This is a genomic window from Achromobacter sp. B7 (assembly GCF_003600685.1).
In the GTDB taxonomy this organism is placed as follows: domain Bacteria; phylum Pseudomonadota; class Gammaproteobacteria; order Burkholderiales; family Burkholderiaceae_B; genus Achromobacter; species Achromobacter spanius_B.
The window spans coordinates 5,557,062-5,572,264 of record NZ_CP032084.1; the positions used below are offsets into that span (position 1 = coordinate 5,557,062).

Here is a 15,203-nt window from a genome sequence, read left to right on the forward strand (position 1 = left end):
GCGTGGTCGCAGTTCGAAAAGTACGAAGGTTGCCGCGACACGGGCCCAGGGGCAAGCCCCCTGGCACGCGCGGCGGACAGATCCTCAGGCCGCGGCCCGCGTCTTGGGGTCTACCAGCGGTTCGTTGAACACGTCATAGCCAAAGCACCACGACGGATCTTCATTCGTGCGCAACCAGGTGTTGTCGTGCGAAATGCGCTGCACCTTGCTGGCGCGTTCGGCGCGGTTGGCTTCGTACAGCGCAAAGGCCAGCTCATGGTTCTGCACGCCCACTTCCTGGAAGCAGCGCGCCAGCATGGCGCCATCTTCAATGGCCATGGCCGCGCCTTGCGCCATGTGCGGCTTCATGGGGTGGCAGGCATCGCCCAGCAACACCAGGCGGCCACGGCTCCAGAGCGGCAGCGGGTCGCGTTCCAGCAGCGACCACTTGGTAACGTCCACCGTGGCGTCGATCAGCGCCTGCACGGTAGGGTGCCAGCCGCTGAACGCTTCGCGCATTTCATCCTTGCTGCTGGGCAGCCAGCGGTCGTTCAAGTCCCAGTGTTCCACCGGCACACCCGTCACGTAGTAGAGCTCGTCGGCCTTGCTGGTAACGAAGTACACCATCATGTGGCGATCATCGCTCCACCATTTGACGCAGGAATCGAAGGGCAGCATGCCGGCCTTGGTCCGCGGCGTGGGGAACACGGCGCGGTGCGCCAGATAGCCCGCGTACTTGGGCAGCTCTGGCCCCAGCAGTTCTTCGCGAATGCGGGAATTGACCCCGTCGGCGCCGATCACGATGTCCGCCTCTTCCGAGGTGCCGTCGGCAAAGTGCATCAGCACCACGTCGCCGCGATCTTCCACGCGAGTCAGGCTCTTGTCGTACGCCACCACGTGCTTGGGCAAGGCGTCGACCAGCAAGGCATGGAAGTCGCCCCGGTGCACGGTCAGATACGACGCGCCGTATTCCTTGACGGCGTAATCGCCCAGCGGAATCTGCGCCAGGATGTCGCCGGTTTCCCAATGGCGGCTGTACCAGAAGTCCGGGTGCGAGCCCTGCGCGTTCAGCGCATCTTCGATACCGATGCGGCGCAGGATCTTCATGACGTTCGGCCCGACGTGGATACCGGCCCCCAATCGCGAAAAGCCGGGCGCCTGCTCGTAGACGCGAACGTTAAGCCCTTGCTTGAGCAGCAGCGCGGCGGTGGCGGCGCCGCCCAGGCCCGCGCCGACGATGGCGATACGAGGGGATGTAGACACGGAACTTCTCCTTGCTGGATGGTGAAAGACTGCTGAAGCCAATTCAGGAAATTATGGAGTACACGCTTAATTTATGGATACATAAAAAGATGACCCGCGCGTAAACCCGAAGGGGAATCACCAAAATAGTGCATTACTCGCGCACACTTAGGTGAAAACCACTACAACAAGCGGGCTGGTCATCTGCGCTGCTCTTTGCAAGAATAGAGCGTATACGCTTCTTTTGAATTTATCGAAAACCCTAGGCCCGCCCTTTTTTCCAAGGCTTCTCCATGACGAAGACATTCCGTATCGGCCAGATCGTTCCCAGTTCCAACACCACGATGGAAACCGAGGTGCCCGCCATGTTGCAGGCGCATTCGTCGCTGCGCCCCAACGATCGCTTCACGTTTCATTCCAGCCGCATGCGCATGAAGAAAGTGCAGAAGGAAGAGCTGGCCGCCATGGACGCCGAAAGCGACCGCTGCGCGCTTGAACTTAGCGATGCGCGCGTCGACGTGCTGGGCTACGCCTGCCTGGTGGCCATCATGGCCATGGGGCGCGGCTACCACCGCGTGTCGCAGAAACGGCTGACCGAGCGCACCGCCGAAAACGGCGCCTCCGCGCCCGTCATCACCAGCGCGGGCGCGCTGGTCGAGGCGCTGCATGCGATGGGCGCCAAGAAAATCGCGCTGGTCGCGCCCTACATGATTCCGCTGACCGAACTGGTGATGGACTACATCGCCGCCGAAGGATTCGAAATCGTGGATTGGCGCGCGCTGGAAATTCCCGACAACCTGGACGTGGGCCGCCATGACCCGGCCAAGCTGCCGGGCATCGTCGCCGGCATGAATGTGGCCGAGGCCGATGTGATCGTGCTGTCCGCCTGCGTGCAAATGCCGTCGCTGCCCGCCGTCTCGCAAGTTGAAGCGGAAACCGGCAAACCCGTTCTCACGGCGTCCATCGCCACCACCTACGCCATCCTCAAAGAACTGGGCCTGGACCCGGTGGTACCCGGCGCCGGCGCCCTGCTCTCGGGCGCTTACCCCTACTCCCGGAGCGCACAATGACCCAAGCCCAAGCCAATAGCACTTTTCTGTACGGCGCCAACGTCCACGCCAACGGCATTCGCCAGCACTACCTGCGTTACGGCGGCACGGCGGGCGAACGCGCCGGCCGCCCCGCCGTCATCCTGATTCCCGGCATCACCAGCCCGGCCGTCACCTGGGGCTTTGTGGCTGAACACCTGGGTCGCCAGTTCGACACCTATGTGCTGGACGTGCGTGGCCGGGGCCTGTCGGCGTCCGGCCCCGAGCTGGACTACGGCCTGGACGCGCAAGCGGCTGACGTCAATGCGTTTGCCCAGGCGCTGCAACTGGCCCACTACGCGCTGGTCGGCCATTCCATGGGCGGCCGCATCGCCGTGCGCGCCGCGCGCAGCCAACCCCAGGCGCTAACTCGCCTGGTCCTCGTGGACCCACCGGTATCCGGCCCGGGCCGCCGCCCGTATCCGGCCAATCTGCCGTGGTACGTGGACTCCATTCGCCAGGCCACGCACGGCATGAGCGCCGAGGACATGCTGGCCTTCTGCCCCACCTGGACCGAAGCCCAGCGCCAACTGCGCGCGCAATGGCTGCACACCTGCTTTGAACCGGCGATTGTGCAGAGCTTTGAAGACTTTGGCCGTGACGACATCCACGCGGACCTGCCCGCCATCAAGATCCCGATGCTGCTCGTTACCGCCGAAAAGGGCGGCGTCGTCGGCGATGACGATGTGGCCGAATGGCAGGGGCTGGCGCCGCAGACGCAGCACGTGCGCGTACCCGGCGCGGGCCACATGATTCCGTGGGACAACGAAGCCGGCTTCTACGCCGCCTTCGGCGATTTTCTTGGCAGCAAGATCGACTGATCCGCCCTTTTCCCAATCCGCTGATTCAAGGAGCCCGCCATGTCTGTCAGCGATATCGATTTGATCCACGCCTGGAAGCAGGTGCTGACGTTGTCGCGGCTTGAAGCCGGACAGATCGTCACCGTGCTGACCGGCGCCGACACGCACCCGCAAACCTTGCGCTGCGCGATCGCCGCCGCCACCGACCTGGGCGCCCGCGTCAACCGGCTGGACCTGCCGCCCGTCAACGCGGAAAAGTCCATCAGCCGCGACGCGCTGGCGTATCTGGGCGCCACGCCGCTGACGGGCAACCCGGCCGCCATCGCGGCGCTGAACGCCAGCGACCTGGTGCTGGACCTGATGACGCTGCTGTTCTCGCCCGAGCAGCATGACATCTTGCAGACCGGCACCAAGATCCTGCTGGCCATCGAACCGCCCGAAGTGCTGTGCCGCCTGGTCCCCACCGAGGCCGACCGCGCGCGCGTGCAGGCCGCCGCGCGTCGCATCGAAGCCGCCAAGCAAATGCACATCACGTCCGACGCCGGCACCGACCTGCGCTGCGAACTGGGCGAGTTTCCCGCGATATCGGAATACGGCTTCGTGGACGAACCCGGCCGCTGGGACCACTGGCCCAGCGGCTTCGTCCTGACGTGGCCCAACGAAGGGCAAAGCCAAGGCCGCGTGGTATTGGACCGTGGCGACATCCTCTTGCCCATGAAGGACTACGTGACCGACCCGATTGAACTGGTCATTGAAAACGGCTACGTCACCCGCATCAACGGCGGGCTTCAGGCAGACATCCTGAAGGAATACATGGCGGCGTATGAAGACCCGGAAGCGTATGCCGTGTCGCATATCGGCTGGGGCCTGCAACCGCGCGCGCAGTGGTCCATGCTGGCGCACTACAACAAGGAAGCGCACATCGGCATGGACGCGCGCGCCTTCGAGGGCAATTTCCTGTGGTCCATGGGCCCCAACAATGAAGCAGGCGGCAGCCGCACCACCGCCTGCCATATCGACATCCCCATGCGCCATTGCAGCGTGGTGCTGGACGGTCAGCCGATGGTGACGCGCGGCGTGGTGCAAGACGAACCCGGCCTGGCGCACGCCGCCCGCCGCAAGGACAACAAATGAATGCTTCCACCCAAACCATTCCCGCCGACGCCGTCGCGGGTGACATCTCGGCCTACTCGCGGCAAGGCTTCGGCACGCCGTTGCCGCTGAAGGCGCCCTTTGGCCTGCTGATCGTGGACTTCGTCAACGGCTTTGCCGACCCGGCCGTGCTGGGCGGCGGCAACATTGCGCCGGCCATTGCGCAGACGCGGCACCTGCTGGCCCACGCGCGTGAACGCGGCTGGCCGGTCGCGCACAGCCGCATCGTGTTCTCGGACGACGATGCCGACAGCAACATTTTTTGCTTGAAGGTGCCCGCGATGTTGGCCCTGAAAGAACATAGCCACAACAGCGCCATCGTGCCCGAGCTTGCCCCGGCGCCCGGCGAATACGTGGTGCGCAAAAGCACGCCGTCTGCATTCTTCGGCACCATGCTGGCGCCGTGGCTGGCGCAGCGCGGCGTGCAGACCTTGCTGGTGGCCGGCTGCGTGACCAGCGGCTGCGTGCGCGCCAGCGTGGTGGATGCCATGCAGGCGGGCTTTCGGCCGCTGGTGGTGTCCGACTGCTGCGGCGACCGCGCGCTGGGGCCGCACGAAGCCAACCTGTTCGACATGGCGCAGAAGTACGCGGCTGTCATGCCCTTGGACCACGCGCTGGCCGAGACGCGCGCGTTGGTGGATGCCCCACTGCCGGCCGCGCGCTAAGCGCGACATAATCGTCAACCGGCCCGGCCCCTCCCCTTCGCTGCCCTCATGCCCCTGCCCCAGCCCCACCTACTGCCTGGCGCGCTGCTTGCCCACCCCGACGCCTTGCTGGTGGTGCGCGAGCCGTCGGCGCCGCCCAAACCCGCGCCGGGTCAGCCGGGCTCCGCCACCGAATACGTCCAGCCCACGCCCGAAATATTCGTGGCCATCGTGCGCGATGCCGGCCTGGTCGCGGGCGACACGCCGTCGCCCGGTTGGCGCGTGCTGGCATTCAACGGGCATGTGGACCTGGGCACCGGTATCCGCACGTCGCTGGCGCAGATCGTTGCCGAAGAACTGGACGTGCCCCTGTCACGGCTGGACATGGTGCTGGGCCACACCAGCGCCGCGCCCAACCAGGGGCCGACCATCGCCAGCGCCAGCATCCAGATTTCCGCCGTGCCATTGCGCCGCGCCGCCGCGCAAGCGCGCGAACATCTGCTGATGCTGGCGGCGCAGCGGCTGGGCGTGCCGCGTGACGCGCTGTGCGTGCGTGATGGCGTGGTGCAGGTGCGGGACCAGGAGGATCGCCGGCCACGGCAAGGTCGGCACGACGACGGCGATACGACGCATCACAACAATGCCGCGCCACACTGCCCGCAAGCGCTCAGCTATGGCGATTTGCTTGCCGGCCAGCACATCCGCTTGACGCTGGCCGCGCCCGACGCCCCCGTCCGCCTCAAACCCGCCAGCGAATATCGCATCGTCGGCCAGGGCGTCGCCCGCGTGGACATCCCCGCCAAGGCCACGGGCGAACTGAGCTTCGTGCACGACGTGCGCGTGCCGGGCATGCGGCATGGCCGCGTCGTGCGCCCGCCGCACCCCGGGCGCGATGCCGGCGACTTCATCGGCCAATGCCTGATCGATGTGGACCGCGCCTCCGTGGCCCATTTGCCAGGCAATGTGCAGGTGGTGGTGCAAAGCGATTTCATCGGCGTCGTGGCCGACCGCGAAGAACAGGCCATTGCCGCCATGCGCGCCCTGAAGGTCCGGTGGAAGCCCATTCCGCCCGCGCCCGACCTGAGCGATGTGGCTGCCGCCATCCATGCCAACCCGGCCCGCGCGCGGCCGCTGATCGAAGACGGTGACGTGGACGCCGCCTGCGCCCAGGCCGCCACGCACCTGCGCCGCCGCTACGTCTGGCCGTATCAGATGCACGCGTCCATCGGCCCATCCTGCGCCGTGGCGGATTTTCGTGACGGGCGATTGACGATGTGGACGGGCACGCAAAACCCCCACATGCTGCGCACCGATCTGGACCGCCTGCTGCACCTGGGCGAAGGCCAGATCGACCTGATCCGCCTGGAAGCCGCCGGGTGCTACGGGCGCAATTGCGCGGACGACGTCTGCGCCGACGCGGCGCTGCTGTCGATGGCGGTGGGCGCGCCGGTGCGCGTGCAGCTGACGCGTGAACAAGAACACCAATGGGAGCCCAAGGGCACCGGCCAGTTGATGGACGTGGGCGCCGCCATCGACGCGCAAGGCAATCTGCTGGCGGTCGACTTCGCCGTGCGCTACCCGTCCAACGATGCGCCACTGCTGGCCTTGCTGTTGACCGGCGCCGTCTCGGGCGACCCGCGCACACTGGAAATGGGCGACCGCACCGCCGCGCCGCCCTATCGCTACGCGGCGCGGCGCGTCGTCTGCCACGACATGCCGCCGATCGTGCGTTCGTCTTGGTTGCGCGGCGTATCGGCCCTGCCCAATTCCTTTGCGCATGACTGCATGATCGACGAGCTGGCCGAGGCCGCCGGCGCCGACCCGGTCGAATACCGCTTGCGCAACCTGGACGACGCGCGCGCCGTCGCGCTGATCGATGCCACGGCCAGGCAGGCGGGATGGCACGCGCGCGCCGCCGGCAGCCGGGGCCAGCCGGACGCCGACGGCTTACTGCGCGGGCGGGGCATTGCCTATGCGCGCTATGTGCACAGCAAGTTCCCCGGCTTCGGCGCCGCGTGGGCGGCCTGGGTCATCGACCTGTGCGTGGACCCGGCCACGGGGCGCGTGCGCGTCGAGCGCATTGTCGTCGGCCAGGACACGGGCATGATCGTCAACCCGGCCGGCGTGCGCCATCAAGTCCATGGCAACGTGATCCAGACGCTTAGCCGCTGTCTGATTGAAAAGGTGTCGTTTGACGACGCCGGCGTGGCCAGCCGCGAATGGGGCGGCTACCCCATCATCGGCTTCAAGGACGTACCCGCCATTGACGTCTTGCTGATGCCGCGCCAGGACGAACCGCCGATGGGCGCGGGCGAATCCGCATCCGTGCCCGGCCCCGCCGCCATTGCCAACGCCTTGTTCGACGCCACCGGGAAGCGCTTTTACGAAGCGCCATTCACGCCCGACGCCGTGCTGGCGGTGTTGGCGGCCTGACCCACGCTACAACGCCACACAACAACACATCAACGCCACGCAAGCATCAGCCCCATGACGGACATCAACATCCTGGTATTACGCCAAGCCTTGGCCTGGCAACAAGCCGGCATCCCGGCCTGGCTGTTCACCGTGGTCCGTACGTGGGGGTCGTCGCCCCGGCCCGCCGGGTCGATCATGGCGATGAACGCGCAAGGCGCGGTGGTGGGGTCGGTGTCTGGTGGCTGCATTGAAGACGACTTGGCCGATCGCGTTCGCGCCCTGGGCGATGACGCGCACTTGCCGGTGCTGATGCGCTACGGCGTGCTGGCGGACGATGCACGCCGCTTCGGCATCCCTTGCGGCGGCACGGTGCAATTGTTGATGGAACGCATCGGCGCGCACAGCCTGCTGCCAGAACTGCTGCAAGCCTGCGTGGAGCGGCGCTGCGTCACGCGTACCGTCGATCTGTCATCCGGGCACACGCGATTGCAGGGCGCACAGCCCGACATCGCGCCGCAATTGACTGACGCGACGTTGACGGTGGGCTTTGGTCCCGCCGCGCGCCTCATCGTGATTGGCGCGGGTGACACCAGCCGATATCTCTGCCAGATCGCGCTGACCTTGGGCTTTGAAATCATCGTTTGCGACCCGCGTGAATCGCATCAGGGCGATTGGGCGCAGGACGGCATAACTTTCACGCGCGAGATGCCGGACGACGTCATCCTGCGCGTGCAACCCGACGCACGAACCGCCGTGGTCGCCTTGACGCATGACCCCAAGCTGGATGACCTGGCGCTGATCGATGCGCTGCAATCCAACGCTTTCTATGTCGGCGCCATCGGCTCGCGCAAGAACAGCGAGCAGCGCCGCGCGCGGCTGCGCGAGTACTTTGATCTGACCGACGCCGACCTGCACAAACTGCGCGGCCCGGCCGGCGTATTCATCGGCAGCAAGACTCCCGCCGAGATCGCGTTGTCGATCTTGGCGGAAGTGGTGGCGGCCAAGAACGGAGTGAGCTTCCTTGCCGCCGCCCCGCTCACACGCTGTCCAGCCCCGATCGATCAACCGCCGCCGCCGCCGCTTGCGCAGCCTGCATTTCCTCAATGAAGACCGGCGCGCACATGCCCGCGATCACCGCCGCCAGATCCCGGTCGGCAAGATCGTAGGCCTTGCGACCGGCCAGCAGGTTCAGCGACCCGATCACCCGGCCCTGGTAGCGCACCGGAATATTGAACGCGGATTGCAGGCCGCGCTCGATCAGCATCGGCGCTTCGGAAAACACCGACCGCACGTCGTCTTCATCGCTGGCCACATACAGCAGGCCTTGCTCCAGCACATGACGCGACCACGGCCCGTTGCCCGTGGCCTTGAAGCCGCCCAGCGGGCTGATGCTTTCATCCGACGTGTACAAGCGCTTCATCAGGCGGTGCTCTGGCAGATACAGCAGCGCGGTGAACAGCTGATGCCCGAAGGCGTCCGCCAGCAAGGCCGACACCACTTGCCACTGCGCCGCGCGGTCTTCTGCCTGAGCCAGGGCCCGCGCATGCGCCGCCCACGGCGCCAAGGTTGATGTCTGTGTCATCAGTGAATCGCCTCCAGCACCACGCCACGCGTGTTCTTGCCAAAGAACAGGATGCCCAGCCCGCCCACCAGCAAGATCGCCGTCATCATGGCGAACACGCCGGCAAAGCCCAGTACGGGATACGCCACGCCGACGATGGTGGGCGATGCAATCGAGCCGATGCGCGCAAAGGCCGATGCCGCGCCCATGCCGGTTGCCCTGATCGACGTCGGATAGATCTCGGCGGTGTAGGTGTACTGACCGGCAATCACGCCATTCATGCCGAACGACAGCAACATGCTCAACATGATGATCTGCTGTTCACCACTGGCCAAAGCCAGGCCCAGCGCCGACAGGCACGACAGCAGCATGTACGCCAGAATCGTGTACTTGCGGCCGATCTTGTCGTTGAAATACGCGGCGGAAAAATAGCCGGGAATCTGCGACAGATAGATCAGGATGGTGTACGAAAAGCTCTTGGTGATGGTGAAACCGCGCTCGACCAGCAAGCTGGGAATCCACACCAGGAAGGCGTAGTAGCAGAACAGCACCGTGATCCAGAACACCCACACCAGCACCGTCGTGCCCAGGTAGGTTTTCGAGAACAAGGACGTCAGTTTGTCCATCGCGCTTTGCGGATTTTCGGCGGCGGTGGCGGCGCGGCGCGTCGCAACGGGCGTGGGTAGCGGACGGCCCAGCTTTTGCTGCACTTCGGCTTCGATGGCCGAGCAGATGCGGTCGGCTTCGGCGGTCTGGCCGGTGTGTTCAAGCCAGCGCGGCGATTCAAACAGCGACTTGCGCCACCACAGCAAAAACACTACCGGCACGGAAGCAATCACCATGATCCAGCGCCAACCGTCGTCGCTCATCGGCACGATGAAATAGCCCAGCAACGCCGACAGCACGAAGCCGAACGAGAAGAAACCCGCCAGCGCGCCCGTGAAGCGTCCACGGTATTTGCTGCTGACAAATTCCGCCAGATACGGCGCGATGATGGCGCCTTCCGCGCCCATGCCGATGCCGGCAATCATGCGCAGGATGTAGAACTCGTGATAGTTGCGCGCAAACGCGTTGATGAACGTGGCCACGCAGAACAGCAACAAGGCCCACATCATGATTTTCTTGCGGCCGTAGCGGTCACCCAGGATGCCCGAGAACAGCGCGCCCACCAGAAAGCCGACGTACGTGCTGCTGGCGATCCAGCCGATCTGGCCGGTGGATAAGCCCCACTGCGTGCGCAGTGAAGGGATGATGAAGGCAATGATGCCGGCGTCCAGTGCTTCAAACGCAAGCCCCAGGCCGCCGATCATCAGCAACCTGAAATGGAAGCTGGAAAACGGTAGCCGTTCCAGGCGGTCCGATACGGAATACATGGTGAAGATTTCCGGAAGTAAGGGTGAAAGAACGTCAGCAGGCGTTCTTGTGCAGCAAGCCGCGGTTCATGATGAGCTTGATGGAATCGGGCTGCGTCAGCAGGGCGATGTCGTCCAGCGGGTTGCCGTCGACCAGCAACAGGTCGGCATGCGCGCCTTCGCGGACTTCACCCAGCAAGCCTTCCTGGTTCAAGATCTCGGCGCCGATCAACGTCGCTTGCTGGATCACCTTGGCGTTGCCCAGCACGCGCGCGCGCAAGGGCAGTTCGTCGGCTTGCATGTAGTGGGTTTCGCCCAGCAGGTCGCTGCCGTAGCCCATCTTCACGCCGACTTCGTCCAGGATTTCCAGCGCCTTCAGGCCCTGGGTGCGCACGGTGGCGATTTTCTTGACCGAGTCCGCCGGCAGGCCATAGCGCTCGCCGTCGTTGGCCAGGCCTTCGTAGGTGATCAGCGTGGGCACCATGTAGGCGCCATGTTCTTTCATCACCTCGGCCGCCTCGCGGTCCACCAGGTTGCCGTGTTCGATGGTGCGCACGCCGCAGCGCACGGCACGCGTGATGGCGCGCGGCGTGTAAGCGTGGGCCATCACATAGGTGTTGGCGTTGCTGGCTTCTTCAACGATGGCGATCAGTTCTGATTCAGAAAACCCCAGGTTCTGAATCGGATCGTTCGGCGACGCCACACCGCCCGAGGCCATGACCTTGATTTGCGTGGCGCCTTTCAGGATTTCCTCACGCACCGCCAGGCGGCAGTTGTCCACCCCGTCGACCACGCGGCCGATGTTGCCGATCTTGACCGAGCACGGGCAGGGGTCCAGTTCGTCGTTGCGCGGCCGGAAGTCGCCATGGCCGCCCGTCTGCGACAGGGCTTTGCCCGAGCAGAACAGGCGCGGGCCATCGACCACGCCGTCCAGCACGGCTTGCGCCAAGGCCCAATCCGCGCCGCCGGCATCGCGCACCGAGGTAAAGCCCCGGTCCAGCATGCCTTGCATGATGGGCAAGGCGCGCAGCAGTGCCAGCGCGTTGGGCAAGGCGGCCACGCGGCCCAGGTTGAACGACGAGGCCACCACGTGCACGTGGCAGTCGATCATGCCCGGCATCAAGGTCATGCCCCTGGCGTCAACCACTTCGGCGTCGGGCGCCGTCAGCGCGTCGGCGCTGATGCGGGAGATCATTCCGTCTTCGATCAATACGTTGGCCGCGTCTTCGAGGACCATCGATCGGGTATTCAAGATCTTGCAATTCTTAACAACAACCGGCTTCATAAATAAATCACGCTATCTGTTCAACATGCAGGAAATTCAGCATGGCGAACTCTACCGGTACAATCCAAACGTCCGATACCGGGTCTCCCCTTAGGCGTTCGACACAAAATAGAACAGCCTTATGAGCTTTACTCATACCCCTCTTTGGGAATGCTCCGCGCCGGTTTTGAGCCACATTTCTTATCCGCGATTCATAGCCGGATTGCGCACACCACCATGAGACGTCGCTGCCCCACCCTCTCAGAGTTGAACGCGTTCACCGCGGCGGCGCGTCACTTGTCGTTCTCCAAGGCGGGCAAGGAACTGTTCGTGACGCAAAGCGCGATCAGCCGGCATATCGCCACGCTGGAAAGCTATCTGGGCCACACCCTGTTCATTCGCGCCACCAATGGCTTGCAGCTGACCCGCATGGGCGCGACCTACCTGAGCCTGATCCGGCCGGCCCTGCACACGCTGGAAAGCGCCACATCGCAGGTCATGGCCACGCAGCAGTCGGCCAAGTCGTTGAACGTATCGGCCGCGCCCACCTTCGCCGCGCAATGGTTGTTTCCCCGCTTGAAGACATTTCGCGCCTTTAACCCGGACATCTCGGTCAATTTCGTGCGCTACAGCGTGGCGGATTACAAAAGCACCGAACTGGATTTCGATGCATCCATCCAGTATGGCTATGGGGATTGGCACGATGGCGACGCCAAGTACCTGACCGGGCGCGAAACCCGCCTGGTGTGCTCACCCGATTATCTGGAACAGCACCCCATCAACAGCCTGGAAGACATCAAGCAGTGCACGCTGCTACAGCACATCGAGATTCCGCTGTCGTGGGAATACTGGTTTTCCACGTATATCGGCGATTATGATCGCGCGCGTTTCGGCCCGGGGTTCAATCTGTTTTCAATGATTATCCAGGCGGCCTCATCCGGCTTCGGCGTGGCCTTGATGCCGCATTGCCTGATCGAAAAGGAACTGGCGACGGGGCAGCTGGTGGACGTGTTCGACCGCGCGTTTGAAAGCCCGCTGGGTTATTACCTGTGCGCGCCGAACTGGCGCAGCAATATGGAAAGCTATGACCGCCTGAGCCAGTGGCTGTCGCATGAATGTTTGCATGGCGCGGCCGTGGAAGGCGCCATGGTGCAAACCGCCAAGCCGGATGCCGATTGCCCCTATTGCGCGGCGGGTCTGGCGCCCACGGGCGGATAACGACAAAAAAAGGAATATGGGCAAGAGCCGGCATCCGCCCCCCCTGCCCACGTAATCAACTCACCCGATTCGGCAGCACCGCGCGCATCCACCGGCTTAATCGCGGCCGTATGCGTTGGTTATGCAGCAGCACCGCGCCCAGCACCCCGATGAACGCGCCGATGACTGTATCCACAAACCGCGCTTCAATGACGTCGGCCGGATAGCCCTGGCCTAGATGGGGCGCTTCGGCCAGGAATATGGTCAGCGGCGTAATCAGCGCCACCGCGCTGGCATAGTGGCGGACCACCAGCGTTTCAATACCGAACGACAGCGCCATCATCACCAGGCTAAGCGTCCACACATTCAACGGCAGGCTCAACAACGCCCACGCCACGCACAAACCCAGCGCCGTTCCCAATATCCGATGCAGCTGGCGGTTCCAGGCCGCCCACAGGCTGGCGCCCTGGATAATCGCCAGGCAACTGACCGGCACCCAATACGGGCGCGGCAGTTGCAGTAATTCGGCCACCAACAAGGAAATGCCCACGAACAGGCCGATGATGACCGAGTCGTACACCACAAAATCAAAGGTCGGTTTGGGCGGCGCGGCTTCGGGCGGCGGCGGCGCCACGCGCGTCATGTGCAGGGAATACGCAAACGCCACCAGGCAGGCCACCAGGCAACCCAGCGCCACCATGCCAACGCGCATCGGCACATCTTCAATATGGCCAGGCGTATACGCGGCAATCGCGGTGGCCATAATGAAGAACAGGCTGCCCGGCGGCCCCAGCCGATAGCAGCGGCACACCATGTTCACCAGGATGGCAATAACGGTCAGTGCGGCAATCATCGCCGTGGGCCAGAACTGCGTCAGCGCGCCGATGGCGTAGCAGGCGACCATGCCGAACGCGGCCGCCAGCAGCATCATCATGCGTTGGGCAAGTGAAGTATTGGGCAAGCTTAGAAACACCATGCCGCCCAAACTGGACATCAGGCCATAGTCCATGCGGCCAAAATACGCGCCCACCATTAATGGCAAGCCGGAAGACAGCGCGGCGGCCAGCGGCATTTCCCAACGCCGGTCGCTGGTATTGACGCGGACCAGTTCACGCCACGTGCCCTGCACCTGCTGCTTGACGAAACCACGCCCCGGGCGGCGCCGGGCGTGGCCGCCGTCGTCGGCACCTTCGGGTGGATCTTTCTGATTCATTTATCGCCCCTGTGTCGGCCCGGCAAGAATTATCCCCGTAAATTCCGCCCAGTGGATTTAACGGGAATTCCCTGATATTCCCACCCAGGCGGCGTGGCTACCATTCCGCGCACCTCGGCCCACGGCCGACAGAATACCAATGCGCCCAGCGCGCGGAGACACCATGAAAGCACTCAAACACGTTGCGGCAGGCACCGCCTTATTTCTTTCGTCCTGGGCCGCCACGGCGGGCGTGACTTTCGACAGCGTCAAGAACAAGGGCTTTGTCCAGTGCGGCGTCTCGACCGGCGTGGCCGGCTTTTCGGTCAATGACAGCAAGGGCGGCTGGGTCGGCCTGGACGTGGACCTGTGCCGCGCGCTGGCCATCACCATGTTTGGCGACCCCGCCAAATCCAAGATCATGGCCGTCAGCGCCGTGCAGCGTTTTACCGCGCTGCAATCCGGCGAAGTGGACGTCCTGCCGCGCAACACCACGCTATCGCTCACGCGTGACACCACGTTGGGGTTGATCGGCGTGGGCGTGAACTACTACGACAGCCAGGGCATCATGGTGAACAAGACCCTGAACGTGAAAAGCGCCAAGGAACTGGACGGCGCCACCGTGTGCGTGCAACCGGGCACGACCACCGAACTAAACCTGGCGGACTGGTTCCGTTCGCAGAACATCGCGTTTAAACCGGTGGTGGTGGAACGCCTGGACGAGATCATCCGCGCCTTCGCGGTGGGCCGCTGCGACGCGTTCACCGGCGACAAGTCGCAACTGGCCGCGGCGCGCAGCAATCTGGAAAACCCCGGCCAATACGACATCCTGCCCGAGAACTTCTCGAAGGAACCGCTGGGCCCCATGGTGCGCCAGGGCGACGAGCAGTGGTTCAACGTCGTGCGCTGGACCATGTTCGCCATGCTGGAAGCCGAGGAATACGGCGTCACGTCCAAGAACGTGGACGAGATGCTGAAAAGCACCAACCCCAACGTGCAACGCCTGCTGGGCGTGACGCCAGGCATGGGCAAGAACCTGGGCGTGGACGACAAGTGGGCCTACAACATCATCAAGCACATCGGCAACTACGGCGAAAGCTTCGAAAAGAACCTGGGCCCCAGCAGCCCGCTGAAACTGTCGCGCGGCCTGAACGCGTCTTACCGTGACGGCGGCCTGATGTACGGGTGGCCGGTGCGCTGATCGCGGCACGTCCGCTTTCCATATCTGCTTCCCCGTAGTCGGGGCCTGAATGGCCGGCAGGCGCGCCTGGCGCCCGCCGGCCATTTGCGTTGCGGAGCCCGTTTTTGGAATCGTTA

The 15,203-nt window shown here is 64.3% G+C and carries 13 protein-coding genes; 8 read left to right on the plus strand and 5 right to left on the minus strand.

What is annotated here, in order from left to right:
- Positions 1-84 precede the first annotated feature (84 nt).
- Positions 85-1,242, minus strand: coding sequence for an FAD-dependent monooxygenase (locus DVB37_RS25095; RefSeq protein WP_120157079.1), 1,158 nt, complete (start codon positions 1,240-1,242; stop codon positions 85-87).
- 272 nt (positions 1,243-1,514) lie between these two features.
- Here DVB37_RS25095 and DVB37_RS25100 point away from each other — a divergent pair, with 272 nt between their 5' ends.
- Genes DVB37_RS25100 through DVB37_RS25125 form a run of 6 tightly spaced genes read left to right on the plus strand, consistent with a single transcriptional unit; the run spans position 1,515 to position 8,427 of the window.
- Entirely contained in the window at positions 1,515-2,291 is a 777-nt protein-coding gene (locus DVB37_RS25100; protein ID WP_120157080.1) for an Asp/Glu racemase, read from the plus strand.
- Positions 2,288-3,130 carry an alpha/beta fold hydrolase gene (locus DVB37_RS25105; protein ID WP_120157081.1) on the plus strand — a complete coding sequence of 281 codons (843 nt, stop codon included), beginning with the start codon at positions 2,288-2,290 and terminating at the stop codon, positions 3,128-3,130. The genes DVB37_RS25100 and DVB37_RS25105 overlap by 4 nt, the downstream gene beginning before the upstream one ends.
- A gap of 39 nt (positions 3,131-3,169) precedes the next feature.
- Positions 3,170-4,243 (plus strand): 2,5-dihydroxypyridine 5,6-dioxygenase, encoded by a 1,074-nt coding sequence (locus DVB37_RS25110; RefSeq protein ID WP_120157082.1) that lies wholly within the window; start codon positions 3,170-3,172, stop codon positions 4,241-4,243.
- Positions 4,240-4,926 (plus strand): isochorismatase family protein, encoded by a 687-nt coding sequence (locus DVB37_RS25115; protein WP_046807247.1) that lies wholly within the window; start codon positions 4,240-4,242, stop codon positions 4,924-4,926. Before DVB37_RS25110 ends, DVB37_RS25115 begins: the two co-directional genes overlap by 4 nt.
- Before the next feature lie 48 nt (positions 4,927-4,974).
- Positions 4,975-7,338 (plus strand): molybdopterin cofactor-binding domain-containing protein, encoded by a 2,364-nt coding sequence (locus DVB37_RS25120; protein WP_120157083.1) that lies wholly within the window; start codon positions 4,975-4,977, stop codon positions 7,336-7,338.
- A 54-nt stretch (positions 7,339-7,392) separates the two neighbouring features.
- Positions 7,393-8,427 carry an XdhC family protein gene (locus DVB37_RS25125; protein ID WP_120157084.1) on the plus strand — a complete coding sequence of 345 codons (1,035 nt, stop codon included), beginning with the start codon at positions 7,393-7,395 and terminating at the stop codon, positions 8,425-8,427.
- Here DVB37_RS25125 and DVB37_RS25130 read toward each other — a convergent pair.
- The 3 genes from DVB37_RS25130 to DVB37_RS25140 are packed head-to-tail and all read right to left on the minus strand — an operon-like array spanning position 8,357 to position 11,518.
- Entirely contained in the window at positions 8,357-8,902 is a 546-nt protein-coding gene (locus DVB37_RS25130) for a GAF domain-containing protein (protein ID WP_104141766.1), read from the minus strand. The genes DVB37_RS25125 and DVB37_RS25130 overlap by 71 nt on opposite strands.
- On the minus strand, positions 8,902-10,254 hold the full coding sequence (locus DVB37_RS25135; protein ID WP_046807244.1) for an MFS transporter: 1,353 nt from the start codon (positions 10,252-10,254) through the stop codon (positions 8,902-8,904). The genes DVB37_RS25130 and DVB37_RS25135 overlap by 1 nt, the downstream gene beginning before the upstream one ends.
- A 34-nt stretch (positions 10,255-10,288) precedes the next feature.
- Positions 10,289-11,518 (minus strand): amidohydrolase family protein, encoded by a 1,230-nt coding sequence (locus tag DVB37_RS25140; RefSeq protein WP_120157085.1) that lies wholly within the window; start codon positions 11,516-11,518, stop codon positions 10,289-10,291.
- Positions 11,519-11,764: 246 nt separating this feature from the next.
- Here DVB37_RS25140 and DVB37_RS25145 point away from each other — a divergent pair, with 246 nt between their 5' ends.
- A complete protein-coding gene (locus DVB37_RS25145) occupies positions 11,765-12,715 on the plus strand; it encodes a LysR substrate-binding domain-containing protein (RefSeq protein ID WP_052946118.1) in 951 nt (316 codons plus the stop codon).
- A gap of 55 nt (positions 12,716-12,770) precedes the next feature.
- On the opposite strand, the gene DVB37_RS25150 is transcribed toward DVB37_RS25145, so the two are convergent.
- Positions 12,771-13,907, minus strand: coding sequence for an FUSC family protein (locus tag DVB37_RS25150; RefSeq protein WP_104141763.1), 1,137 nt, complete (start codon positions 13,905-13,907; stop codon positions 12,771-12,773).
- Between the two features lie 163 nt (positions 13,908-14,070).
- On the opposite strand from DVB37_RS25150, the gene DVB37_RS25155 reads away from it, so the two are divergent.
- Entirely contained in the window at positions 14,071-15,087 is a 1,017-nt protein-coding gene (locus DVB37_RS25155) for an amino acid ABC transporter substrate-binding protein (RefSeq protein ID WP_046807240.1), read from the plus strand.
- Positions 15,088-15,203: the final 116 nt, after the last annotated feature.